Source organism: Geminicoccus sp. (assembly GCF_035556675.1).
Taxonomy (GTDB): Bacteria; Pseudomonadota; Alphaproteobacteria; order Geminicoccales; family Geminicoccaceae; genus Geminicoccus.
The window spans coordinates 15,898-38,739 of record NZ_DATMFZ010000162.1 but is presented as its reverse complement, the minus strand read 5'-3'; the positions used below and the strand labels follow the sequence as shown (position 1 = coordinate 38,739).

The 22,842-nt window shown below is 69.5% G+C and carries 18 protein-coding genes; 12 read left to right on the top strand and 6 right to left on the bottom strand.

Features of this window, described 5'->3' with window-relative positions; translation table 11 throughout:
- Positions 1-141: 141 nt before the first annotated feature.
- From VNS22_RS12220 to VNS22_RS12170, 11 genes are read left to right on the top strand one after another with little or no spacing between them, the layout of a single operon-like run.
- Positions 142-1,470, top strand: coding sequence for an ABC transporter substrate-binding protein (locus tag VNS22_RS12220; protein WP_325732770.1), 1,329 nt, complete (start codon positions 142-144; stop codon positions 1,468-1,470).
- Positions 1,471-1,474: 4 nt separating this feature from the next.
- The gene (locus VNS22_RS12215) at positions 1,475-3,418 is read left to right on the top strand and encodes an ABC transporter permease subunit (protein WP_325732768.1); all 1,944 of its coding nucleotides are present in this window, start codon (positions 1,475-1,477) and stop codon (positions 3,416-3,418) included.
- 13 nt (positions 3,419-3,431) lie between these two features.
- The gene (locus VNS22_RS12210) at positions 3,432-4,523 is read left to right on the top strand and encodes an ABC transporter ATP-binding protein (RefSeq protein WP_325732766.1); all 1,092 of its coding nucleotides are present in this window, start codon (positions 3,432-3,434) and stop codon (positions 4,521-4,523) included.
- Positions 4,524-4,537: 14 nt separating this feature from the next.
- On the top strand, positions 4,538-5,041 hold the full coding sequence (locus VNS22_RS12205; RefSeq protein WP_325732765.1) for a gluconate 2-dehydrogenase subunit 3 family protein: 504 nt from the start codon (positions 4,538-4,540) through the stop codon (positions 5,039-5,041).
- Positions 5,028-6,656, top strand: a complete 1,629-nt coding sequence (locus VNS22_RS12200; RefSeq protein ID WP_325732764.1) for a GMC family oxidoreductase — start codon at positions 5,028-5,030, stop codon at positions 6,654-6,656. The genes VNS22_RS12205 and VNS22_RS12200 overlap by 14 nt, the downstream gene beginning before the upstream one ends.
- Before the next feature lie 7 nt (positions 6,657-6,663).
- The gene (locus VNS22_RS12195) at positions 6,664-7,692 is read left to right on the top strand and encodes a D-cysteine desulfhydrase family protein (protein WP_325732763.1); all 1,029 of its coding nucleotides are present in this window, start codon (positions 6,664-6,666) and stop codon (positions 7,690-7,692) included.
- Entirely contained in the window at positions 7,689-8,612 is a 924-nt protein-coding gene (locus VNS22_RS12190; protein WP_325732761.1) for an amidohydrolase family protein, read from the top strand. The genes VNS22_RS12195 and VNS22_RS12190 overlap by 4 nt, the downstream gene beginning before the upstream one ends.
- A 33-nt stretch (positions 8,613-8,645) precedes the next feature.
- Positions 8,646-9,692: an ABC transporter substrate-binding protein gene (locus VNS22_RS12185; protein ID WP_325732759.1), complete on the top strand. Its 1,047-nt coding sequence runs from the start codon at positions 8,646-8,648 to the stop codon at positions 9,690-9,692.
- Entirely contained in the window at positions 9,689-11,197 is a 1,509-nt protein-coding gene (locus VNS22_RS12180) for a sugar ABC transporter ATP-binding protein (protein ID WP_325732757.1), read from the top strand. Before VNS22_RS12185 ends, VNS22_RS12180 begins: the two co-directional genes overlap by 4 nt.
- Positions 11,194-12,153 (top strand): ABC transporter permease, encoded by a 960-nt coding sequence (locus tag VNS22_RS12175; protein WP_325732755.1) that lies wholly within the window; start codon positions 11,194-11,196, stop codon positions 12,151-12,153. The genes VNS22_RS12180 and VNS22_RS12175 overlap by 4 nt, the downstream gene beginning before the upstream one ends.
- Positions 12,150-13,082, top strand: a complete 933-nt coding sequence (locus VNS22_RS12170; RefSeq protein ID WP_325732753.1) for an ABC transporter permease — start codon at positions 12,150-12,152, stop codon at positions 13,080-13,082. The genes VNS22_RS12175 and VNS22_RS12170 overlap by 4 nt, the downstream gene beginning before the upstream one ends.
- A 37-nt stretch (positions 13,083-13,119) precedes the next feature.
- On the opposite strand, the gene VNS22_RS12165 is transcribed toward VNS22_RS12170, so the two are convergent.
- The 5 genes from VNS22_RS12165 to bcsN all read right to left on the bottom strand — a co-directional run bounded on the left by VNS22_RS12165 (position 13,120) and on the right by bcsN (position 21,149).
- Positions 13,120-14,757 carry a hypothetical protein gene (locus tag VNS22_RS12165; protein WP_325732751.1) on the bottom strand — a complete coding sequence of 546 codons (1,638 nt, stop codon included), beginning with the start codon at positions 14,755-14,757 and terminating at the stop codon, positions 13,120-13,122.
- A complete protein-coding gene (locus VNS22_RS12160) occupies positions 14,754-15,803 on the bottom strand; it encodes a glycosyl hydrolase family 8 (protein ID WP_325732750.1) in 1,050 nt (349 codons plus the stop codon). Before VNS22_RS12160 ends, VNS22_RS12165 begins: the two co-directional genes overlap by 4 nt.
- An 8-nt stretch (positions 15,804-15,811) precedes the next feature.
- Positions 15,812-18,160: a cellulose biosynthesis cyclic di-GMP-binding regulatory protein BcsB gene (locus tag VNS22_RS12155; protein ID WP_325732748.1), complete on the bottom strand. Its 2,349-nt coding sequence runs from the start codon at positions 18,158-18,160 to the stop codon at positions 15,812-15,814.
- Positions 18,144-20,441, bottom strand: coding sequence for a UDP-forming cellulose synthase catalytic subunit (bcsA, locus tag VNS22_RS12150; protein WP_325732746.1), 2,298 nt, complete (start codon positions 20,439-20,441; stop codon positions 18,144-18,146). The genes VNS22_RS12155 and bcsA overlap by 17 nt, the downstream gene beginning before the upstream one ends.
- Before the next feature lie 72 nt (positions 20,442-20,513).
- Positions 20,514-21,149, bottom strand: a complete 636-nt coding sequence (gene bcsN / locus VNS22_RS12145) for a cellulose biosynthesis protein BcsN (RefSeq protein WP_325732744.1) — start codon at positions 21,147-21,149, stop codon at positions 20,514-20,516.
- A gap of 244 nt (positions 21,150-21,393) precedes the next feature.
- Between bcsN and nikR the strand changes: the two genes are divergently transcribed.
- Positions 21,394-21,834 carry a nickel-responsive transcriptional regulator NikR gene (gene nikR, locus VNS22_RS12140; RefSeq protein ID WP_325732742.1) on the top strand — a complete coding sequence of 147 codons (441 nt, stop codon included), beginning with the start codon at positions 21,394-21,396 and terminating at the stop codon, positions 21,832-21,834.
- A gap of 3 nt (positions 21,835-21,837) precedes the next feature.
- On the opposite strand, the gene VNS22_RS12135 is transcribed toward nikR, so the two are convergent.
- On the bottom strand, positions 21,838-22,809 hold the full coding sequence (locus tag VNS22_RS12135; RefSeq protein ID WP_414653349.1) for a FecCD family ABC transporter permease: 972 nt from the start codon (positions 22,807-22,809) through the stop codon (positions 21,838-21,840).
- Positions 22,810-22,842: the final 33 nt, after the last annotated feature.

Here is a 22,842-nt window from a genome sequence, read left to right as displayed (position 1 = left end):
CTCAAGAATGTTTACGATCCGAAAGAGCCCAGGAAAACGCCCAATAGAAGCCAATTCCTAAAGGGGCACCCGAGACGCAGGCGTGCCGCACGACGGTCGAGCGGGACGCATGAGACCGTCATCCGAGGGGGGATGAGCCTGATGAGCGACCTTTTCCGTCGATCGGAACTCGACTCGTTCCTGGCGCGCCGGCGCGCGGTATTGAAGGGCGGTCTGGCCGCCGCGGCGGGCATGGCGCTGCCCGGGCTGATGAGCCGGGCGCACGCCGCCCCGGCCGATCCGATGACCTTCATCGGCTGGCAGTACAACCCGCAGATCGTCGCCGAGAACGTCGAGACCTTCAAGAAGCTCTACGACGAGAACGTGACCTACGAGCTGGTGCCTGGCGAATATCATGCGGTCGCCGAGACCAAGCTCATGGGCGGCCAGCATATCGACATGATGTATTCCGAGGAGGACCGGCTGCTGCGCTGGAACGCGGCGGGCTGGAGCCGGACCCTCGATGGCTTGCCTGGTCTCGATGAGATCAAGGACAAGATGTATGCGATCAACGTCAAGAACCTGTCGCTGCCGAACGGCGAGCTGGGCGGCCTGCCCTACTATACCGGCTTCAACAGCTTCGTGTGCAACGAGAAGCACCTGGAAGCGGCGAAGATCGAGCCGCCCACGACCTGGGAAGAGCTGCTCGATCAGTGCCGCAAGCTGAAGAAGGACAAGATCGCCGAGTATCCGTACATCGCCGCCTGGGCGCGCGGCTGGTCGATGATGTCCTGGACGCTGTTCTCGCAGTGGTATTCCGAGGGTGCGAAGGTCTTCGACGAGAACTTCCAGCCGGTGTTCGACCAGCCGTTCAAGGACGTGCTGACGCTCAACAAGACCCTCTACGACGAGGGCCTGATCCCGCCGGACGTGTTCACCCACCAGGCGGAATCGGTGCCGAACTTCGCGACCGGCGCGCACACCTACATGGTCGTCCACGAATACGACCAGAAGGTGTTCAACACGCCCGAGACCTCGCAGATCGCCGGCGCCTGCAAGAACGTGATCATGCCGGGCAAGACCCGCTCCACCTTCATCTGGACCGCGGCCTACCAGATGGGCGCCAACCCGATCGACGAGGAGCGCGTCTGGAACCTGATGCAGTTCTTCGGCGGCAAGGCCAAGGACGGCCAGTACCATGTCGCGAAGCGCTGGGCGCTCGATTTCGGCCTGGGCTCCGCGCACAAGGAGGTCATGGAGGACCCCGACGTCGAGGCCGCCATGTCCAAGTGGAAGGACCTGGAGGTTTCCCGCAAGCAGCACGAGACCGGCACCACCCGCGACGTCGCCAAGTCCGTGTGGTTCCCCGAATGGGACTGGTACATGATGGGCGAGGCGCAGGATTATTTCCGCGGCCAGACCAGCCAGGACCAGCTCGTCGACCGGCTGCAGGCCAAGTACGACGAGCTGAAGCAGATGTATCCGGACTGAGCTGGTGGCGAGCACGACCGTACGCGACCTGGCATTGGGCGGCAGCACGGCGGCCCCTGCCCGCAAGGAGAAGCGGGACTGGCTGCCGTTCCTCCTGAGCTTCCCGACGCTGCTGGTCGTGTTCCTGGTGATCGGCCTGCCGCTGATCTACTCGCTGGCGCTCAGCCTGCACCGCATCAACATGCTGACGCGCAAGTGGATCTTCGTCGGGCTCGGCAACTACACCTCGATCATCCCCCAGCCGGACTTCATCTGGGCCCTGGTCCGCACCGCGATCTTCGCCGGCGTGACGGTCGCGGCGGGCTTGGCGCTCGGCATGGGGATGGCGCTGGTCCTCAACATGCGTTTCCCCGGGCGCGGCCTGCTGCGCTCGGTCGTGCTCATTCCCTGGGCGATGGCGCCGGTCACGGTCGGCGTGCTCTGGGGCTGGGTGTTCGACGGCTCCTACGGGCCGCTGAACGGCCTGCTGCTCGACCTCGGCCTGACCAGCCAGGCGATCCCGTGGCTGGGCAGCGGCACCGTGGCGTTCGCGGTCGTGGCGCTGGTCCATGTCTGGAACCAGGCGCCGCTCACCGCCCTGCTGATCCTGGCCGGCTTGCAGTCGATGCCGGACAACCTGCACCGGGCGGCCCTGATCGACGGGGCCGGGCCGGTGACGCGGTTCTTCAAGATCACGGTGCCATGGCTCCGGCCCATGCTGCTGCTGATCATGATCCTGACCACGATCAACTCGATCATGGCCTTCGACCTGTTCTGGACCATGACCAAGGGCGGTCCGGGCAGCGCCACCACCGTGTTCTCCTGGATGGGCTACGCCATGGCCTTCCAGTTCATGCGGATGGGCGAAGGTGCGGCGATCCTCTACATCCTGACCATCCTCTGCCTGGTGCTGGCCTGGCTCTACCTGAAGCTGTTCTTCCCGACCTCGGCCGGGGTCAAGGCGCTGGCGGCGCCGACCACGCTGGAGCCGGCCGACCCGTCCAACCTGAAGCAGGCGGTGATCGAGGGCGTGCGGCACACCAAGGCGCGGCTGATGCGCCTGCCGGCCTACACGCCGCGCAAGACCTTCTCGCCGCGGACCCGGCATCTCATCGGCAAGATCGCGATGTGGACGGCGGTCGTGCTGATCTTCGTCTGGTCGTTCGTGCCGTTCGCCTGGCTGGTGATCATGAGCCTGCAGGCCTCGGCCGACCTAGTGCGCCAGCCGGCCACCGTCGTGCCGGGACCGTTCACGCTGGAGAACTTCCGCTACGTCCTGTTCCCCGACACCGCCACCGGCGGCCAGTCCAGCGTGCAGGCGTCGCGCGTGCCGTTCGGCATCTGGAACAGCCTGATCGTGGCAGTCGCGGTGACGGTGGTGAACCTGATCCTGGGCGGACTCGCCGGCTACGCCTATGCCCGTTCGGGCAAGAGCCGGCTGATGAGCGGCACGCTCTGGGGGCTGATGCTCACCCGCATGACCCCGTCGCTGGCCCTGATCCTGCCCTTCTTCCTGGTGTTCAAGACGCTGGGGCTGCTGGACACGCGCACCGGGCTGGTGATCGCCTACTGCTCGCTGATCCTGCCGCTCTCGACCTGGATGATGAAGGGCTATTTCGAGGGCCTGCCGCCGAACCTGGAGAAGGCGGCGCTGGTGGACGGCTGCTCGCGCCTGAAGGCGATCTGGAAGATCGTGCTGCCGGTGTCCCTGCCGGGCCTGGTGGCGACCGCGATCTTCTGCTTCATGGTGAGCTGGAACGAGTTCATCTTCGCCCTGATCCTGACCGGCACGCCCAATGCGCAGACCATCCCGGTGATCATCGCGGGCTTCCTCGTCCAGCTCCGGTTCTACGACTACGGGCCGATGTTCGCGGCATCCGTGCTGGCGGTGATCCCGCCGGTCGTGCTCGCGTTGTTGTTCCAGCGCTGGCTGGTCAGCGGCATGCTGTCCGGCTCGATCAAAGGCTGAGCGAGGAGACCACGTGGCCAGCGTCAAGCTCGACCGTTTGACCAAGCAGTTCGGCGCCGTGTTCGCGGTGGCCGGGCTCGACATCGAGCTGCCCGACGGCGAGTTCCTGACGCTGCTGGGACCGTCGGGCTGCGGCAAGAGCACGGCGCTCGGCTGCATCGCCGGGCTGGAAAAGCCGTCGGCGGGCTCGATCCTGTTCGACGGGACCGACGTCACCGAGCGCGATCCGCATGAGCGCAACATCGCCATGGTGTTCCAGGACTACGCGCTCTACCCGCACATGAGCGTGCGCGACAATATCGCGTTCGGCCTGCGCCAGCAGCGGCTCGACGAGGCGACGATCGGCAGGCAGATCGATGCTGCCGCCGACATGCTGGACCTGGGCGCCCTGCTGGACCGCAAGCCCGTGCAGCTCTCGGGCGGGCAGCGCCAGCGCGTCGCGGTGGGCCGCGCGGTGGTGCGCAACCCGGCCGTGCTGCTGATGGACGAGCCCTTGTCCAACCTGGACGCCTCGCTCCGGGTGAAGACCCGCACCGAGATCAAGCGGCTGCAGCGCGAGATCGGCACGACCGCGGTGTTCGTCACCCATGACCAGGAGGAGGCCATGGTGCTGTCCGACCGGGTCGCGGTGATGCGGGCGGGCAAGCTGCAGCAGATCGGGCCGCCCATGGAGGTGTACCGCAAGCCCGCCAACCTGTTCGTGGCGAGCTTCATCGGCAGCCCGGCCATGAACTTCTTCGAGGTCGAGACCGGGCTGGAGGACGGGGTGATCCGCTGCCGGGTCGGCCAGACCGTGCTGTCCCTGCCGACCGGCGTGGTGGCCGAGCAGAGCCTGGGCGCGATCCGGGGCGGGCGGAAGGCGATCCTGGGCATCCGCCCGACCGACCTGATGGCGAACGCCCAGCGCGACCTGACCCTGGAGGGCGACGTGTTCCTGGTCGAGCCGATCGGGCCGGTCTCCTACGTGGATGCCGAGATCGGCGGGCAGGCGGTCAAGGGATTGTGCGAGCCGGACGAGGCGCCGGCAGTGGGGGCAAAGGTGCGCTTCGGCGCGCTGGCGGCGCGGGTCCATCTGTTCGATCCCGCGTCGGAAGCAAGACTGTGATGGGAGTGGTTGGGGTGAGCGAGGCCATACGGCTGTCGACCATGCTGCGTGACCTGGTCGACGTGCTGATTCCGGGCGAGGACGACTGGCCTTCCGCGTCGCTGGCAGGCGTGCATGGCATTCTCGGGATGCGGCTCCTGGAGGAGTTGGGCGAGGATGCGCTCCTTCAGGTCGAGCAGGCGCTCGAGGCTTGCGGCGGACCGCTCGGGCCGCTGGACGAGGAGCAGCGGACGAGCGTGGTCGCCAAGCTGGAGGCGAGCCAGCCCAGGCTGTTCACGCTGATCCGCACGGCCACCTATCTCGGCTACTACGAGAGCCCCGGTGTGATCCCGGCGATCCGGGCACTCGGCCAGCCCTACGACCCGGTGCCGATCTTCAAGGGCTACCGTCTGGAGCCGTTCGACCGCGAGCGCGACCGGCCGAAGCACAATCGCGGCTTCTACATCCCGACCGACGAGGTCAAGCCGGTCGACATTTCGGGCCTCGATCATCTGGGAGAGCGCCATGGCCGCGCGTAACGATCATGCCGACGTCCTGATCATCGGTTCGGGTGCTACCGGCTCCCTGGCCTCGCTGGTCCTGGCCGAGGCCGGACTGCACGTGATCTGCCTGGAGCAGGGCGGCTGGGTGGAGCCAAGAGAGCACCCGCACTACCGGCCGGACTGGCAATGGGACCGGCGCACCCGCTGGAACGCGGACGTCAATGTCCGCCGGCCGAACGCCGACGACTTCCCGGTCAACAGCGACAGCTCCCAGGTCCTGATGTGGAACGGGGTCGGTGGCTCGACCAATGTCTATGGCGCGCTCTGGCCGCGCTACCGCCCGTCCGACTTCCGCAAGGGCACCGAGCACGGGCTGCAGCCGGATTGGCCGATCACTTATGAGGACATCGCTCCCTATTACGAGAAAGCCGATGCGCTGATCGGGGTGAGCGGCCTGGAGGGCGACCCGGCCATGCCGGCCCATCCGGCCTACCCGACCGGACCTTTGCCGATGGGCGCACCTGCCCGGAAGATGGCGGAGGCGTTCGACAAGCTCGGCTGGCACTGGTGGCCGGTGCCGGCGGGCGTGATCTCCTCGGACTATGATGGCAGGCCGGCCTGCAATGGCTGCGGGATCTGCACCGGCTGCCCGCGCGGCTCGATGAGCAAGTTCTCGCTGTCGGTCTGGCCCAGGGCGCTGGAGGCGGGTACCGAGCTGCGCACCTATGCCCGGGTGATCCGGATCGAGAAGGACCGCTCGGGCCGCGCCACCGGGGCGATCTATGTCGACCGCAACACCGGCCGGCAGCACAAGGTGACCGCCGACGTGGTGGTGTTGGCGGCCAATGGTGTCGGCACGCCGCGCCTCCTGCTGGCCTCCGACAACCTCGCCAACAGCTCGGACCAGGTCGGCCGCAACCTGCTGCACCACACGCTGGTCGCCTGCGAGATGTGGGTCGACGAGCCGCTGGCCTCCCATACCGGCTACGTGGCGGCGCTGATCTCGCGCGAGTTCGCGGAGACCGACACCAGCCGCGGCTTCGTCAACGGCTTCAACTTCAACTGCGTCACCACCGGCGGTGCCGGCGAGCAGGCCAATGGCCACATGACCCAGGCGCGCGCGCCCTGGGGCAAGGGCCATCACCAGTGGTTCCGGCGCCATTTCGGGCGGAACTTCGGGATCTTCGGGATCGGCGACGATCTGCCCAACCCGGACAACCGGGTGACGCTGTCGGCCACGCAGCGCGACGCCGACGGGGTGCCGGTGGCGGAGTTGCACTACCGGCCGGGCGAGAACGACATGAAGATGATGAAGTTCATGTCCGACCGGCTGGTCGACATCGCCAAGGCGACGGGTGCGTTCGAGTACAAGCTCCAGGACTACATGGACGAGCACGGCATCTACCGCACGCCGGCCTGGCATCTGCTCGGCACCGCGCGGATGGGCAAGTCGCCGGACATGTCGGTGGTCAACAAGCACCAGCAGTGCTGGGACGTGCCGAACCTGTTCATCATCGACGGCTCGGTGCTGACCACGGGCGGCGTGGTCAACCCCACCCCGACGGTGACGGCATTGGCGATCCGCGCCGCGGAGCATATCCGTGACAACTTCCGTGAGCTCGCCAAGACCACTCGGCCGATGGCTGCCTGAGAGCATGATGACGATTTCCCCTGAAGCCCTGCGCGCCAAGCTCGATGCGCTGCCGCGCATCAAGCTCGCCCATCTGCCGACCCCGCTGGAGTTCTGCCCGCGCCTGACCGAGGCGCTGGGCGGGCCGAAGATCTGGCTCAAGCGCGACGACACGACCGGGCTGGCGTTCGGCGGCAACAAGACCCGCCAGCTCGAATACGTGTTCGCCGACATGCTGGCGAAGGGCTGCGACACGATCGTGGCCGGCGCCTACACCCAGTCGAACTGGTGCCGGCAGATGAGCGCTGCCGCCGCCAAGCTCGGCCTGGACATCCATCTGGTCGTGGTCCACGGCGAGAAGGGCCCCAAGCTGCAGGGCAACTTCCTCCTGTTCAAGCTGCTGGGCGCCAAGGTCACGGTGGTCGACCTGCCGAGCGTGGAGCTGCTGCAGCCTTATCTCGACGAGAAGGCCGAGGAACTCAGGGCTCAGGGCAAGAAGCCCTATCTCGTGGCGCCGATGGACCTGCAGAACCTGGCGCTGGGGGCGGTCGGCTATGTCGATGCCGGGCTGGAGCTGCACGATCAGTTCGGGGTGGCGGGCATCGATCCCGCGGCCCTGTACATCGCCGGCGCCAACATGACCCCGGCCGGCATCGCGCTCGCGTTCAAGGCGCTGGGGCGCGGGACCCGGGTCGTGAACGTGGCGCCGATCAAGTGGGCGGAGGACCGGGCGACCGACATCGCCCGGATCGCCAACCGCTCGGCGTCCATCATCGGCATGGAGACGGAGCTCGCTCCCACCGACTTCGACAGCCATGACGAGTATATCGGCGAGCGCTACGGCGTGATGACCGAGGGCTGCCGGGAAGCGCTACAGCTCCTGGCGCAGACCGAGGGCGTGATCCTGGACCCGGTCTATAGCGGCAAGGCGTTCGCCGGGCTGATCGACCAGGTGCGCAAGGGGCGCTTTAGCAAGGACCAGGACATCGTGTTCGTGCACACGGGCGGCACCCCTGCCCTGTTCGCCTATGCCGAGGACCTGGGGCTTTCGGCATGAGCTACACCGGCCCGCTGATCGACGCGCATCACCATTTCTGGGATATTTCCATGGGCAAGCACCCATGGATCGTGCCCCAGCCCGGCAAGGAGATGGTGTTCGGCGACCCGACGCCGCTCTACCGGGACTATCTGCCCAAGCAGATCCGGGAGGACGCGAAGAACTGGAACCTGGTCGGCACGGTGCATGTCGAGGCCGGCTGGCTGGCGGACGATCCGGTGGGCGAGACGCGCTGGCTGGAGGAACTGGCCGAACGGGACGGGCTGCCGTCGGCGATCGTGGCCACGGCACCGCTGCACGACCCCAAGGTCGAGGCGGTGCTGGAGCAGCAGACGCAATTCTCACGGGTGCGCGGGATCCGCTACATTCTTTCCTGGCACGACGACCCGAACAAGTGCTTCGCCGCGCGGCCGGACTGGATGCAGGACGGGCAGTGGCTCCAGGGCTTCCGGCTGCTGGAGAAGTTCGGCCTCAGCTTCGACATGATGATCTACCCGGGCCAGATGGCGGACGCGGCGAAGCTGGCGGCAGGCCATCCGGGCACCACGATCATCCTGAACCATGTGGGCAGCCCGGCCGACCGGGATGCGGAGAGCATGGCGCGCTGGCGGGACGGGCTGAAGCTCCTGGCCAGGGAGCCGAACATGCGGATCAAGCTGTCGGACCTAGTCGCCTACGACCACCACTGGACGCTGGACAGCCTGCGCGAGGTCACCATGGCCTGCGTGGACGCGTTCGGGCCGGACCGCTGCATGGTCGGCAGCGACTTCCCGGTGGCGGCGCTGCATGCGACCTGGGACGAAGTGTTCGGCTCGTTCGACCGGATCTTCGAAGGCTTCAGCGAAGACGAGCGCCGGGCGATGTTCTTCGCCAACGCGGCGCGTGATTACCGTATTCAGCTTGGGGAAAAGCAGCTGTAATCGAGCCCGTCCACAGGGAGGGACATATAGAAGATGCGCAGATCCATTCTCGGTCTTGCCGCGGCCGCACTGGTCGCCGGCACGCAGCTCATGGCACCCGCGACGGCCGAGGCCGCCGCCAAATGCATCAAGGGCGACCGCAAGCCGCCGTTCACGGTCGGCTGGGCCAACATCTATTCCGTGCCCACCTGGATGAAGCAGACCGAGGGCACCATCACCGATGTCGTCGAGCAGCTGAAGAAGGACGGGCTGGTCGACAATCTCGTCATCACCGATGCCGAGGGCAACGCCAACAACCAGATCACCCAGATCCAGTCGATGATCGACGCGGACGTGGATGCGATCGTGGTGATCGCGGGCTCGTCCACCGCGCTGAACCGGGTGATCGAGCAGGCCTGCGAGAAGGGCATCGCCGTCGCCAATGTCGACAGCCTGGTCGACACCGACCAGCTCACGGTCAAGATCAACACCAACAGCAATGAATGGGGCAAGCAGGCGGCGGAGTTCATCGCCGACAAGCTGGGCGGCCAGGGCAAGATCATCATCATGAACGGCCCGGCCGGCATCTCGGTGAGCGAGGACCGCCGCGCCGGTGCGACGCCGGTGCTGGAGGCCAATCCCGGCCTGGAGGTACTGACCGAGACCAACACCGCCTATAATTCGGCACCCGCCCAGGAGGCGATGACCAGCCTCCTGTTCCAGCATCCCGAGATCGACGGGATCCTGTCGCTCGGTGGCGCGCTCTCCGCGGGCGCCATCCTGGCCATGGACCGCCAGGGCCGCGATCTGCCGCCGATGACCGGCGAGAACTACCGGCAGTTCCTGGAGCTGTGGAAGGAGAAGGACCTCACCGCCTGGGCCACCATGCAGCCGAACTGGCTGGGCGGGCTCGGCGTCTATGCAGCGGTGCAGGCGCTGAACGGCAAGGACATCCAGCCTTATGTCGAGGTGCCTCTGCCGATCATCGATAATTCCAACATCGACGAGTACCTGGCGCGCGCCGGCGACTTTCCCGCCGACGGCTACATCTACTCGCCCTATGACCTGGCGATGTTCGACCAGCTGCTCGGCCTGAAGTGAGCAGTACGGCCCCGGTCCTCGCGGCTGAGGGCCTGGTCAAGCGCTTCTTCGGCAACCCGGTCCTGAAGGACGTCTCGATCGAGATCGTCCCGGGCCGGGTCCATGCGCTGCTGGGCGAGAACGGTGCTGGCAAGAGCACGCTGGTCAACCTGCTCTCCGGGGTGCTGTCGCCCGACGAAGGCCGGCTGCGGGTGGACGGGCAGCCCTGCGCGCGGCTGACCCCGGCATTGGCGCGGCGCCACGGCATCGCCGTGGTCCAGCAGGAGCTGAGCCTGGCACCACATCTGTCGGTCGTGGAGAACGTGGCGCTCGGCGCCGTGCCGACCAGGCGCGGCCTGATCGACTATGGCCGGCTGGCGGTCGAGGTCGGCCGGGTCCTGGACCGGCTCGGCCTGGACGTGGCGCTGGACCAGCCGGTGGAGGAACTGCCGCTCGGCAAGCGCCAGCTGGTCGAGATCGCCAAGGCACTCTACCGCCAGCCGCGCGTCCTGATCCTGGACGAGCCGACCTCGTCGCTGACCGCGCACGAGGTGCAGGCCCTGTTCAAGGTGCTGGCCGAGCTCAAGCGGGAAGGCGTGGCACTGGTCTACATCTCGCACCGCATGAACGAGGTCATGCATTTGTGCGACTGGGTGACCGTGCTCAAGGACGGCACCCGCACCGCGGACCGGACCATGGAAGGGGTCGACCCGCCGGCCCTGGTCCGGCTGATGGTCGGCCGCGAGCCTGGTGACCTGTTCCCGCCGTTCCGGTCGACCGTCCGGGACGAGCTGGCACTTGAGACCCGGGCGCTGACGGCACCGGGTGTCCAGGGTGTCGATCTCGCCGTGCGCCAGGGCGAGGTGCTGGGCATTGGCGGCCTGCTCGGCCAGGGCCAGGAGGAATTGCTGCTGGCACTCTATGGTGCGCTGGAGGCGCAGGCGGAGCGCCTGACGACGGGCGGGATTGACCGGCCGAGCCGGAACCCTGCGGACGCGATCGGGCGGGGCCTGGCCTATGTGCCGGCCGACCGCAAGCGCGAGGCGGTGCTCCTGCCGCTGTCGATCCGTTTCAACCTGACCCTGCCGGGCATGCGCCGCCTGGCCAGACGCGGCCTGCGCCGGTTCGCTCGGGAGGCGGAGGTCGCCCGGGAGCTGACGGCGAAGCTGAACGTGCGTGGCGGCGGTCCGGAGCGGGCGGTGCAGCTCCTGTCCGGCGGCAACCAGCAGAAGGTGGCACTCGCCCGCTGGCTGCCGCTCTCGCCGAAGGTGCTGCTGCTGAACGATCCGACCCGCGGCGTCGACGTGGATACCAAGCGCGAGATCTACCTGCGGCTGAAGGCGATGGCCGCGGACGGGATGGCGGTGATCCTGCTGAGCTCGGACGCGCTGGAGCTGGTCCATCTGTGCGACCGGGTGCTGGTGTTCCGCGACGGCCGGATCGCCGCCGACCTCCCGCATGGGCAGGCCAGCGAGGAGGCGATCGTCGGCGCCTCGCTGGGCGTGGCGCGGCAGGAGGCGGCATGAGGCAGGTACCGTCGGGCGCGGCTCTCCACGCCCGGCTGATCTGGCGGCGCAATCGCGGCCAGATCGGCCTGTTCGTCCTGCTGGCCCTCCTGCTGGCGCTCTACGCCTTCCTCCACCCGGGCCTGCTGAGCTGGGCCGGGATCGCGCGCTTCACCCAGAACTGGTTCCCGGTGGCGCTGGTCGCCATCGCCCAGACCCTGGTGATGCTGATGGGTGGCATCGACCTCGCGATCGGCGCCATGGTCGGGCTCGGTACGGTGCTGGCGGCGACCCTGGTGGGCGAGAGCGCGCTCGGCGCCGGGCTCGGCATCACCGCCACCGTCGCGATCGGCGTGGCGGCGGGCGGCCTGGTCGGCACGATCGTCGCACTGTTCGGCCTGCCGGCGATCATCGTCACCCTGGCCTCCTCCTTCCTGATCGGTGGTGCGGCCCTCTTGGTGATGCCGCGGCCGGGCGGCTCGATGCCGGGCTGGCTGTCCGAGGGGCTGGTGGGCGTGCATCCGACCGCACTCCTGATCCTGATCCTGATCCTGATCGCGTGGCGGGTGCTGCGCGCCACACCGCTGGGCCTGTCGATCGATGCCGCCGGCGACAACCCGGCCGGCGCCTTCCGCTCAGGCGTCAACGTGGCGCTGGCCAGGATCGCCGCCTATGCGATCTCGGGTGGGCTCGCCGCCTTTGCCGGGGTCTATGTCGCGGCTCAGACCGGGGCGGGCGATCCGTTGATCGGCAACCCGCTCACCCTGCAGTCGATCACCGCGGCCGTGCTGGGCGGGGTGGGCTTTCTGGGCGGCCAGGGCACCATCCGCGGTGCCGTGGCCGGCAGCCTGCTGCTGGCGGTGCTGGTCAACGTCATGTTCTTCCTAGGGTTGCCACCCGTGGCCCAGTACGTGATGCAGGGCCTGATCATCGTGGCCGCCATGGGCATCAAGCGATTGCGGGAGCGTGCGGCATGAGCGCCCTTCTCCGCCACCGGGTGACGCTCGGCTGGCTGGTCGTGGTGGCCTTGTGGGTGGCGGCCGGCCTGCTCAAGCCCGGCTTCGCCAAGATCGGCCATCTGCGCTACCTGCTGGAGCTGGCCTCGATCACCGGGATCGTCGCCGCCGGGCAGACGCTGGTGGTGATCGGCGGGGGCATCGACCTGTCGGCGGCGGCCATCATCACCTTCGCCGCGATCATCCTGCCGCTGCTCACCTTCCCCTTCGATCCCAGCGGGATGGGTGCCGCCCTGATGACGCTGGCGATCACCACGGCGATCGGCGCCTTGAACGGGCTCGGCGTCGTGCTCCTGCGCGTCCACCCGTTGATCCTGACGCTGGCGACCGCCACCATCCTGCAGGGTGCCTTGATCCTGATCGCGGGCGGCAGTGCGGTCAGCACGGTGAACCCGGCCGTGACCTTCCTCGGCAACGGCGACCTGTTCGGCCTGCCGATGACGATCGTCACCTGGCTCCTGGTCGCGGCCGCGACCCTGTTCGTGCTGCACGGCACGGTGCTGGGCTCCTGGCTGTTCGCGCTCGGCACCAACGACCGGGCGGCCCGCCTGGCCGGGGTGGGTGCGGGCCAGGCGATCCTGGCCGTGCATGCCGCCTCGGGTTTCTGCGCGGGCCTGGCCGGCCTGCTCCTGCTCGGCATGAACCGGCAGGGCTATGTCGGGATCGGCGAGCCCTATCTCCTGGGCTCGATCGCCGCGGTGGTGCTGGGCGGCACCTCGATCCTGGGCGGGCGCGGCACCTATCTCGGCACGATCGCCGGCTCGATCCTGCTGGTGACCATCACCGCGCTGATCACCGTGGTGAACGCCTCGCCCGGCTGGCGCGCGATCCTGTTCGGCGGGCTGATCCTGGGGCTGCTGCTGATCTCGGGGCGGGAGCGGTCGGGCTAGCGCCTGGGGTGGCTGCCCTCCCCGCCGCCCGCTGCGGCTACCAGCTCGGCCCGAGCTTGCGCGAGACCTGGGCCAGGCCCGCCTCGGTCTCCTCGGTGCTGACGATCCGGTCCAGCCGGGTGAAGATCCGCCTTGCGGTGTGCATCTCGCCGGTATGGTAGCGCGCCCAGGCCTCCTGGATCTCCAGGCCGCGGTCGGGCAGGGCGAAGTCGCGGCGCTTTTCCAAAAGTGCCACGGTACGGCGGTAGTCCTTCTGCCGGAAGGCCACCTGGATCTCCTGGTTCAGCAGTTCGGCCTGCACCTCGTTGTACTGGTCGGGCGGCAGGCCGTAGCGCTCGATGCTCTGGGCCGCGTCCTGGAACAGGTGCTGGGCGATCTGGGCGCGGATCAGGCCGTAGACCGCCTCGTCGCGCTGCAAGGGCATGGCGTCGGGTGCCGCCATGACCCGGGCGAAGCTGAGCTGCGCCTCGGTCGGGCGCAGCAGCTTCATGTAGGCCCAGCTGCGCATCAGGAGCTCGGCCGGCTTGCCGGTCCGGCGGGTGAGCTTGAGCACGGTAGCGAGGTCGCCACGGTCCACCGCGACCGCCACCTGGCCGCCGCGCGCTTCCGTGACCACATCGGGATAGCGCGTCGCCAGCGCATCCAGCTCCGGGAGCTTGCCCAGGGCTGCCAGGCTCATGGCCAGCCCGCGGGCGGCCTCCTCGCCCGGCGCCCAGTCCAGGCTGCGCTGGAACCAGGGTGCCGCCGCGGCATCGTCGCCGGCCGCCTGGTAGATCCAGCCGATCTTGCGCGCGGCAGCCGCGTCGCGCCGGCGGATCACCGCGTCGGCGACCACGCGCGCGTCCCCCACCGAGGCCCCCGGCTTGTAGATCCGGCTGAAGTCGGGTCCGGCCGGTCGGCTCCCCGCCGATGCCGCCGGCCTGGCCGTCAGGGTTTCCAGCTTCGCCACCCGGTCCGGGGAGCCGGCACGCGCCTTTTCCAGCCCGACCAGCCGCTCCAGCTCGGCCGGCGACACCAGCAGCTTCGCCTTCTGCAGGGTGGCGAAGCGGTGGTCGGCATCCGGGCAGGTCGTGATGATGCGCGCATAGGTGGCCAGCGCCGCCGCGCCGGCACCGGTGCGCTGCTGCGCCTCGGCCAGGCGCCAGAGATTGTCGACATGCTCGCAGGTGGCGGCGGCCGGCTGCGCTTCGAACAGCGCCACTATGCTTGCCCAGTCACCCGCGGCCGCCGCCGCCTCGCTCGCCGCGCGCGCCTCGTTCACCGCCATCAGCGTCACGAGCTTCTCAGGAGGCGTCCAGTCCGGCCGCTCCTTGCGCAGCGCCTCGATGCGGCTGCGCACCGCCGCATAGTCGCCGCTCTCGTAGAGCTGCCAGAGCGGCCCCTCGTCCACCCTGGGCAGGCCGCCGAACAGGTCGGTGGGCGGCTCCCAGTCCGGGTGCAGTTCCTTGAGCCGCGCGATCTCGACCTCGGCCGCCGCACGGTCGCCCCGGCTGGCCAGGTAGCGCAGCAGCGCCTCGTCGACCACGTCCTCGCCGGCGGGCGCACCACCCTGCAGCCGGACGGTGATGCCGGTGTCGTCGACGGCCTCCTGGGCCAGGAGGCTACCGGGCGACACGCTGCCCAGCAGGGCCACGACCGCCAAGCCCAGGAGCGGCGGGAAGGGGCGGAGCTTCATGACCGGGACACCTCGTCGAAGGCCAGCCGCGTCAGGAGCACGAGCGTGGCGGCATAGTAGTCGGGTTCGTTCTGGATCGAGGGGAAGTCCGGCGCGCTGCCGTCCTTCAGATGGCGGAGCAGGGCCAGGATCGCGCGGATCCCGGGCGTCACCCCGACCTCGAACGGCGAGGTCGGGTCCAGGGGAATGACCGCCGGCGGCTCGCTTCCGGCCCGCTGCCAGATCGAGAAGATCGGCCGGACCAGGTCGATGGCACCGGGCTCGCTCCAGGCGGCATAGAGCGGGATGCGCAGGGCATTGTAGCCGAACACCGGCGGAAAGCCCGGAGCCGGCCGGGGTGGCTCGGCCAGGAGCGTCCAGTCCGGCGGGAGCTGGCGCTGGCCAAAGCGCAGGCTCGTCAGCAGCCGGTGGCCGCTGATCACGAGCTGCGCCCAGGCCGGATGCGGATCGGCGTCCATCAGGGCGCGCAATGCCGGGAACACCCAATAGGACAGGTTGATCACCGGACCTTCGGGCTGGATGAAGCCTTCCGGCCCCGGCAGGAGCAGCTGCATCCCGCCATGGCGCACCACGCCGGCACTGCGTACCGCCCGGGCGGCCACCAGGCCGCGTTCGGTGAGCTCCGGCCGGCTCCAGTGCTGGCCGGCCCGGATCAGTGCCCAGGCGATCAGCAGGTCGCCATCGATCGCGGCATTGGGGTCGCTCACCGGATCGTCCGGCCGGGCCGGATCCCAGCGCCAGGAGAGCAGGCCGTCCGGGCGGACCGGCAGGTGCCGGTCGGTCCAGGCCAGGATCGCGTCGAAGGCGGCGGTGTCGTCCGCGGCCAGCGCCAGCAGGAGACCATAGCCCTGGCCCTCCGTGTGGCTGACCCGCCCGTTGCCGGTGTCGACCACCCGGCCCCCGTCCAGGAACCGGCCACGCCAGACGTCCCATTCTCCCGCCGGCAGTGCCCGGCGGTCGCCCAGCCAGCGTGCGACCGGACCCAGCCCTGGCAGGTCCGGCAGCAGTCCCGACATGGCGAGGATCACGTTGCGCCGCTCCGGCATCCGCCCCCTCAATGGCGCCGCATGCGCAGGGCGAGGCTGGTCATCAGGCTGGCCGAGGTCACCGCCGCCAGCATCAGGCCGAGCCAGGTCCAGCGGTTCTGTGCCAGCCAGGTGAGCACGGTCAGGCGGAGCTGGCCCGGGTCCTGCTCGGGCGTGTCCAGGATGAAGGGCGGGTTGCGCCGCTCGGCCACCACCTGGTCGCTGTCGGCCTGCCACTGCGCCCGGTCGCCGCCCAGGGTCGGCCAGACCTTGGGCCCGATCAGCCGGTCCAGGCCCGGCCCCAGATGGTCGGCCCGGTCGGCCACCAGCACGGTCGCCACCCGCTGCGCCGCCCAAGGCGAGGCCACCTCCACCAGCATGGCCCCGCCGGTCCCGGGTGCTGCCGGGCGTGCCGGCCGCTGTGGCACCGGCGTGGCGACGTCGGCATCCGCAGCACTCACGACCAGCCGGCGCAGCCGCTCCAGCACGCCCTCCCCGGCTTCCGGGCCGATCCGCGACTGCCACTCCGCGCGAGGGTCAGGCACGCTGGCGGCCACGGGCGTGGTGGCGGCACCAGCTGCCACCGGCACGGCCGGCGGCTCCGCCGGCTCCGTCCAGGGCAGGTCGAGCCTGGCGACCAGGGAGGGCGACAGCTCGTCGGCGGTGCCGACCGCGATCAGGTGCTCGCTGGGCGTGGCGCCGGGCGACACGAAGCTCAGCCGGTCCAGGACCTCGCCCCGGCGCTGCGCCAGCTTGCCCAGGAAGGTCCAGGCAGCACCGAGTGCCGCCGGGTCGCGCGCGGACACCATCACCGCGGCCGGCTCCTCGCCATAGGGGAAGCCGTCGTCGACCAGGTCGTAGAGCTGGCCGCCATGGGTGAGCCGGGCGAAGTCCGGCATGGTGATGCGGCCGTCCTCGAACAGGCTCAGCATCGGCGCCGCGCTGTCGCAGGTCTTGGTCGAGGTGGGATCCAGCATCGGGTGGATCGAGATCCGGTTGATACCCGGATGGAACATGCCGAGCGTCAGGTCGACCCTGGCGCCATCGACGATGCGGCCGCGCGGGTCGTCCAGGCGGATCATGTTGGCGGGAATGCCATTGACCTCGATCACCAGTGCGGAGGTGGGTTGGAGCCCGCCGGCATAGGCATAGTTGAGGGCCAGCTCGAGGCGCTGGCCGTCGGCCGCGTAGAAGCTGGGCGGCAGGCGGAAGGTGAGATCGAGCGGCTCGGTGACGCCCAGCGGCAGCTCGCGCGTCCGAAAGCCCAGCTCGGCCAGGGTGAGGACGGCACCGCCATCGATCTCCGGCAGCGGCGGGGGATCGAGCGGGCGAGCCGCCCCGGCCACGAAGCCTTCGACGGTCCGGCCGACCGCCGCCGGATCCTCGCCGGCGAACAGGATGGCCAGATGGTCGGGATCGCCCGGCAGGCGGCGGACCAGCATCCGCTCGGCCGCGAGCTGGGCGAAGCTGGCGGGATCGAGCAGGCGGCGAAACTCGTCGATCTGGCCCAGCAGCACGTGGTTGCGGCCGTGCAGGGCCGGCCAGTCCAGCTTCTCGAACGGCAGGGCCGCCACCGTGAGCGGCCGGTCGCCCCGGACCAGCGCCACGGCCTGGGCGACGCGCGCCCCCAGTTCGACGCCGGCGGGGCCGGCCAGCGAGGCGGCGGCGGCGATCGCCAGGGGCTCCCCGTCATAGGCCGAGGCGGACAGGAGCCCCACCAGCCCGTCCGCCGTCACCGCTGCCCGCGGGCCCGGCCGGTGCAGGGCGAGGCTGGTGCCGTCCCGCTTCAGCTTGGTCCACAATTCGCCGAAGCGCTCGCGGGAGCAGGTCAGGCGGTGTGCCTGGGCCAGCGCGATGCCCAGCTCGTTGCGCCCGGTGCGGAACAGGCCGGGCGGCAGGTCGATCTCGGCACCGGCAGCCCCCTGCGCGCCCACCAGCGGCAGGTCGGTGAGCGGCTTGCCGTTCAGGGTCAGCGCCAGCCGGGAGCGGTCGGGCAGCACCGCCAGGGCGTTGCTGTAGGACAAGGCCAGGGTGGCGCCGGTGAACTCATCGCCGGGTGCCAGGTTGAACGGCACCACCGCCTCGTCCTGGCTGCCATGCAGGTCGAGGTCGTGGGCGAGCAGCGGGATGGCGAGGTCCGGCAGGCCCTCGGGCGATGCCCCCAGGGTCGGCTCGACGCTGGCGTCGGTCGCCGGCTGGGCGGCTTCGGCCACCGGCTGGGCGACATCCATTGTCGGCAGGACGGCATCGGGCGCCGGGGCAACGGACGAAGCCCCGGCCTCCTCGGCAAGCGCCGCGGCCTGCCAGGCCAGCAGGATCGCCGCGGTCGCGGCCAGGAGGCGGGTGCGGCGGGCGGCCTGCTCAGTGCAGCGGGGCATCGGTCTTCGCTCCCTGGGGCAGGATCACCTGGCGGGCGTCGCGGGTGACGAGGAAGGGTCCGGTGCGGCTCTGTCCCTGGCGCAGCCCGGCGAGGATGCCGAGCGTGCCCTTGACGATGCACAGGCGGGCGAAGTGGGCGAAGCCGCCCAGGATGGTGCGGCCATGCTGCCGCTCGGCCTGGAAGCCGACCCAGGCGTCGCTGGAGCCGAAGCACAAGGTCACCACGTCGGCGCGTTGCGCGTCGGTCTCGCAGGCAAAGCGCACGCCCAGCACCAGCCGCTCGTCCTCCACCACGGCGTGACGGATCTCGAAGGGAATGATCCGCCCGCCGTCGCCCAGCTCGACGGTGAGGCTGCCATTGCCGTGCGCCAGGTCGCGATAGACCTCGGCACTCTCGTTCAGGACGAGCTGGGCGCCGCCGATGGACAGGTCGGAGATCCGCACCTGAGCCACCGAACCGCCCAGCGTCGCCAGGGCATCGAGCGAACGCGGCACGCGCGGCATGCCCCGGCGCTGCTTGTGCTCGTGGACCACCCCGATCGCCCCCAGCACGAACAGGAGGTTGAACAGGTTCCAGCCAAGCACGATCGCGATGTTCTCGCGCTCCAGCGGGAAGGCATGCCAGCGCCACAGGCCGGCGATCGCTGCGGCCGAGAGCAGGCCCAGCAGGAACAGGAGCGGGCGGGCGAGTTCCGAGACGAAGTTGCGCTCCAGCGTCTCCGACTTGGCGGTGACCTTGAAGGTGGGCGCGCGCGGGCGCAGCAGCACGCTGCCGATCGCGCGCACCAGGAACGGTGCCTGGGCGATCTCGTAGAGCTCGGAGATGAACGGCCAGCGCACCTTGCCGAACAGGTAGTTGGTCAGGATCAGGCTGGCGGCCAGATGGGTCAGGCCGTAGGCCACGAACTCCTGGTAGGAGGCACGGTAGATCTGCAGGCCGAAGAACAGATAGGCCAAGGGCGTGATCAGGAACAGCATCCGGGCTACCGGAAACAGCCAGAACACCATGCTCGACAGATACGAGATGCGCTGCGGCAAGGTGAGCCCGCGCTTCCACAAGGGGTTCTTCAGGAGCATGATCTGGATCATGCCTTGCGCCCAGCGCGAGCGCTGGCCGATGAAGCTGGAGAAGGTCTCCGGCGACAGGCCGGCGATCATCGGCCGGGCGACATAGCGGCTGGTCAGCCCGCGGGAATGCAGCTCCAGCGCGGTCTCCGCGTCCTCGGTGATCGAGGTGCCCTGGATCCCGCCGATCGACATCAGATGCGCGCGGCGCAGGATCGCCGCCGAGCCGCAGAAGAACGAGGCGTTCCAGCTGTCCAGGCCGCGCTGGCCCACCTGGTAGAACATCTCGTTCTCGCTGGGCATCCGGCCGAACGTGTCGAGGTTGCGCTCGAGCGGGTCCGGATTGATGAAGAAATGCGGGCTCTGCACCATGAACAGCTTCGGGTCCTCGGCGAAATGGCCGACGGTCCGCTCGAGCAGGTCCTCGGTGGGCACATGGTCGGCGTCGAGGATCAGGATCAGCTCGCCCTCGGTCCGGCCGAGTGCCGCGTTGATGTTGCCGGCCTTGGCGTGCTGGTTGAACTCGCGGGTCAGGTAGTGGCAGCCGAGCCTGGCGCAGAGGATCTGCAGCGTCCGGTTGCGGGCGATCGCCGCCTGCGCCTTCTTCGGGTCCTTGTCGTTCTGCTTCTGGACGGTGCCGCCATCGTCCAGGAGATAGACGTTCAGCTTGCCCTCCGGGTAGCGCATCCGCCGGGCGGCGATCAGCGTGGTCTCCAGCAGCGTCTCGTCCTCGTTGTAGCTGGGCACGAACACGTCCACGCTCGGCAGCACGGCCGGATCGGCCGCCAGCGGCGGGACCGGCCGGTCGATCGGCCGGATGTTCACGAACACGCCCAGGAACAGCATGAGGATGCCGTAGATCTCGGTGGCGAACAGCAGGATGCCCGGGACGAAGGCCAGCGAGGTCGGATCGGGCAGCGTGTCGGCGACCCGCCAGGACAGGTAGCGCCAGCTCAGGAACGCGGCGGTGAAGATGAAGAAGGTCCGGCACAAGTGGGCCAGGCCGCTCACCCTAAGGCCGATCAGGATCGCCAGCAGGGTGAGCGCCAGCACCGTCTGGTTGGCGACGCCGAAATCCTGGGCGCCCAGCCAGAGCATGGCCGCCATCACCACGACCCAGGGCGTCAGCCACAGGAACGAAGCCGCCCCCAGGCCCGCGCGGCGGTGGACCACCGCAACGCCCGAGGCGGCCGGCCGGCCGCGTTCTCCACTCATCATGCACCTCACGCCAGACGATCCGGTCGGCCTGAGGGCGTCCTCCGTCGTTTTCGTTGTTCCGCCGGGCGCTCAGAGCGGCGCCACGGTCGCCATCCGGTCGAACAGGTCGAGCGCCGCGGCCAGGTCATGGCTGGGCTGGCAGTAGCGCAGGTCGACCGCGAAGCTGTGCAGCCCGCCGCGCGTCTCGGTGGGCGCATCGAAATACTGCCAGGCGTAGATGCAGCTGCCGGCATCCCCCAGATCGGCGATCAGGTAGCGGTGCACCCCGCGCCCGTTGCGGCGCTCCCGCGTCACCTGGTCCAGGGGCGCGCCGGGGAATTGCTGGAGGAAATGCTGCTCGATCTCGCTCTGCTTGAACGGGTTGGGCAGCTCCACGCTCGGCAGATAGGCCCCGGAGCCACGCCAGCGGGTGCGGGTGACGATCAGGTTCTCCCTGGGGATCGCGGTGTCGTTCGCCAGGACGACCTCCTCGACCACCGTGCCCTTCACCACGCTGCGCCGGGTCGCGAGACGCAGGTCGGCGAGGTCCGGGGGGAGTTGCAGGATGGCACCCACCGGGGCCACGGTACCGACGCCGCCATAGGGGTCCTGCGACAGGGGATAGACGCTCGGGCCGCTGCATGCCGCCAGCCCGAGCGTCGCCAGGAGCGGCAGGATTGCCGGAACTCGGCGCAGGCAGGCCTGCGCCAGGACGGGCGGTCGCATCGTCCAAGCCTCACATCAATCGCAGGTCGATGCGAATGAACTAAACTTATTGGCGAATTTGGTCCAGATGAATTCCCTTCATGGGAGATATGCGCCGGTCGCGCTGCGGCAGGTCTGCCACCATCCCCCGGCATGGCCGGCTGCCTGACGCCAGCGGAGTGGTTGACCCACCCGCCGATCCCGCTCCAGGCTCCCCGCCAGCCAGCAGGAGGCAGCCGGCAGGAGCGGGCCGGCGGGGAGAGCCATGCAACGCGCGACCATCAGCATGTCCGACGAGTTCGCCGGCGAGCTGCAGGCCTTCATGCTGGCCCGCGGCTATGCCAACCGCTCCGAGGCGCTGCGCGCCCTGGCCCAGATCGGCCTGGAACAGGCCAAGCTGGAAGCGGAGCCCCGGGTCGAGTGCGTGGCGACGCTCAGCTATGTCTATGACCACCACACCCGCGAGCTCGCCAAGCGCCTGACCGCGGCCTCGCATCACCATCACGACCTGGGCCTGGCGACGATGCACATCCATCTGGACCAGCAGCGCTGCCTGGAGATCGCGGTGCTGCGCGGGCCGGTGGAGGCGGTCCGCGCCTTCGCCAACGCGGTCCTGAACGAGCGCGGCGTCCATAGCGGCCACCTGTCGGTGATCCCGGTGGACGGGCATGGGCACCACCATGCGCATGGCGACCCGGCGGGCTGAGCGTCAGATCCGGCCGAAGCGCATCATCAGGACGAAGAACACCCCGCCGATCGCCCCGGTGATGATGCCGATCGGCAGTTCCTGCGGTGCCAGGAGGATGCGGGCCAGGATGTCCACGGCAGTGAGCAGGCACGCCCCGGCCAGGGCGGCCAGCGGCAGGAGCAGGGCGTGGCGGCCGCCGACCAGGGCACGCACCGCGTGCGGCACCATCAGCCCGACGAAGCCGATCGCACCGGCCAGCGCCACCAGCGTGCCGGTGACGAGCGCAGAGAGGGCGAACAGGCCAAGGCGCAGCCGTGCCACGTCGATGCCCAGGCTGGCGGCCGCCTGGTCGCCCAGCGCCAGCGCGTCCAGGCGCCGGGCGGCGAGCATGGCCAGCACCAGGGCTGCGGCCACCACGGCCAGCGGCCAGGTGAGCAGGCGCCACTGGGCCAGGCCCAGCCCGCCCATGGTCCAGAAGACCATGGAATGGGCGGCGCGCTGGTCGCCGGAGAAGATCAGGAAGTTGGTGAGCGCCATCAGCACGAAGGACACGGCCACCCCCGCCAGCACCAGCCGGTCGCGGGCCGGCCGCCTGCCGGCACCGGCCGCCACCGCCAGGGTCAGGACCAGCGATGCGAAGGCGCCCAGGAACGCTGCCGCCGGCAGGGTTAAGGGACCGGCGAACGCGCCCAGATGGGCGATCACCGCCACGGCACCCACCGAGGCCCCGGCGGAAACGCCGAACAGGTAGGGATCGGCCAGCGGGTTGCGGGTCACCGCCTGCAGCACGACCCCGACCACGGCCAGGCCGGCACCGGTCAGGATGCCCAGCATCACGCGCGGCAGGCGCAGCTCCAGGACGATCCGCTCCATCCCGGACGGCCAGTCCGCATCGATGGTGCCGGGCAAGAGGGCATGCAGCACGATGCGGCCGACCAGGGGCGGGTCGATCGCGGCGGAGCCCACCGCCACCGCGGCCACCGCCAGGGCCATGGTCCCGCCGACCAGCAGCAGGGCGAGCGGAAG

Bases quoted from the DNA above. Each gene is read 5' to 3' on its own strand.
- VNS22_RS12170 (WP_325732753.1), top strand. From the start codon at position 12,150: ATGAGCGCCCTTCTCCGCCACCGGGTGACGCTCGGCTGGCTGGTCGTG.
- VNS22_RS12165 (WP_325732751.1), bottom strand. From the start codon at position 14,757: ATGAAGCTCCGCCCCTTCCCGCCGCTCCTGGGCTTGGCGGTCGTGGCC.
- VNS22_RS12195 (WP_325732763.1), top strand. From the start codon at position 6,664: ATGACGATTTCCCCTGAAGCCCTGCGCGCCAAGCTCGATGCGCTGCCG.
- bcsA (WP_325732746.1), bottom strand. From the start codon at position 20,441: ATGAGTGGAGAACGCGGCCGGCCGGCCGCCTCGGGCGTTGCGGTGGTC.
- VNS22_RS12160 (WP_325732750.1), bottom strand. From the start codon at position 15,803: ATGCCGGAGCGGCGCAACGTGATCCTCGCCATGTCGGGACTGCTGCCG.
- VNS22_RS12220 (WP_325732770.1), top strand. From the start codon at position 142: ATGAGCGACCTTTTCCGTCGATCGGAACTCGACTCGTTCCTGGCGCGC.
- VNS22_RS12155 (WP_325732748.1), bottom strand. From the start codon at position 18,160: ATGCCCCGCTGCACTGAGCAGGCCGCCCGCCGCACCCGCCTCCTGGCC.
- nikR (WP_325732742.1), top strand. From the start codon at position 21,394: ATGCAACGCGCGACCATCAGCATGTCCGACGAGTTCGCCGGCGAGCTG.
- VNS22_RS12185 (WP_325732759.1), top strand. From the start codon at position 8,646: ATGCGCAGATCCATTCTCGGTCTTGCCGCGGCCGCACTGGTCGCCGGC.
- VNS22_RS12135 (WP_414653349.1), bottom strand. From the start codon at position 22,809: ATGGCCCTGGCGGTGGCCGCGGTGGCGGTGGGCTCCGCCGCGATCGAC.
- VNS22_RS12200 (WP_325732764.1), top strand. From the start codon at position 5,028: ATGGCCGCGCGTAACGATCATGCCGACGTCCTGATCATCGGTTCGGGT.
- bcsN (WP_325732744.1), bottom strand. From the start codon at position 21,149: ATGCGACCGCCCGTCCTGGCGCAGGCCTGCCTGCGCCGAGTTCCGGCA.
- VNS22_RS12190 (WP_325732761.1), top strand. From the start codon at position 7,689: ATGAGCTACACCGGCCCGCTGATCGACGCGCATCACCATTTCTGGGAT.
- VNS22_RS12175 (WP_325732755.1), top strand. From the start codon at position 11,194: ATGAGGCAGGTACCGTCGGGCGCGGCTCTCCACGCCCGGCTGATCTGG.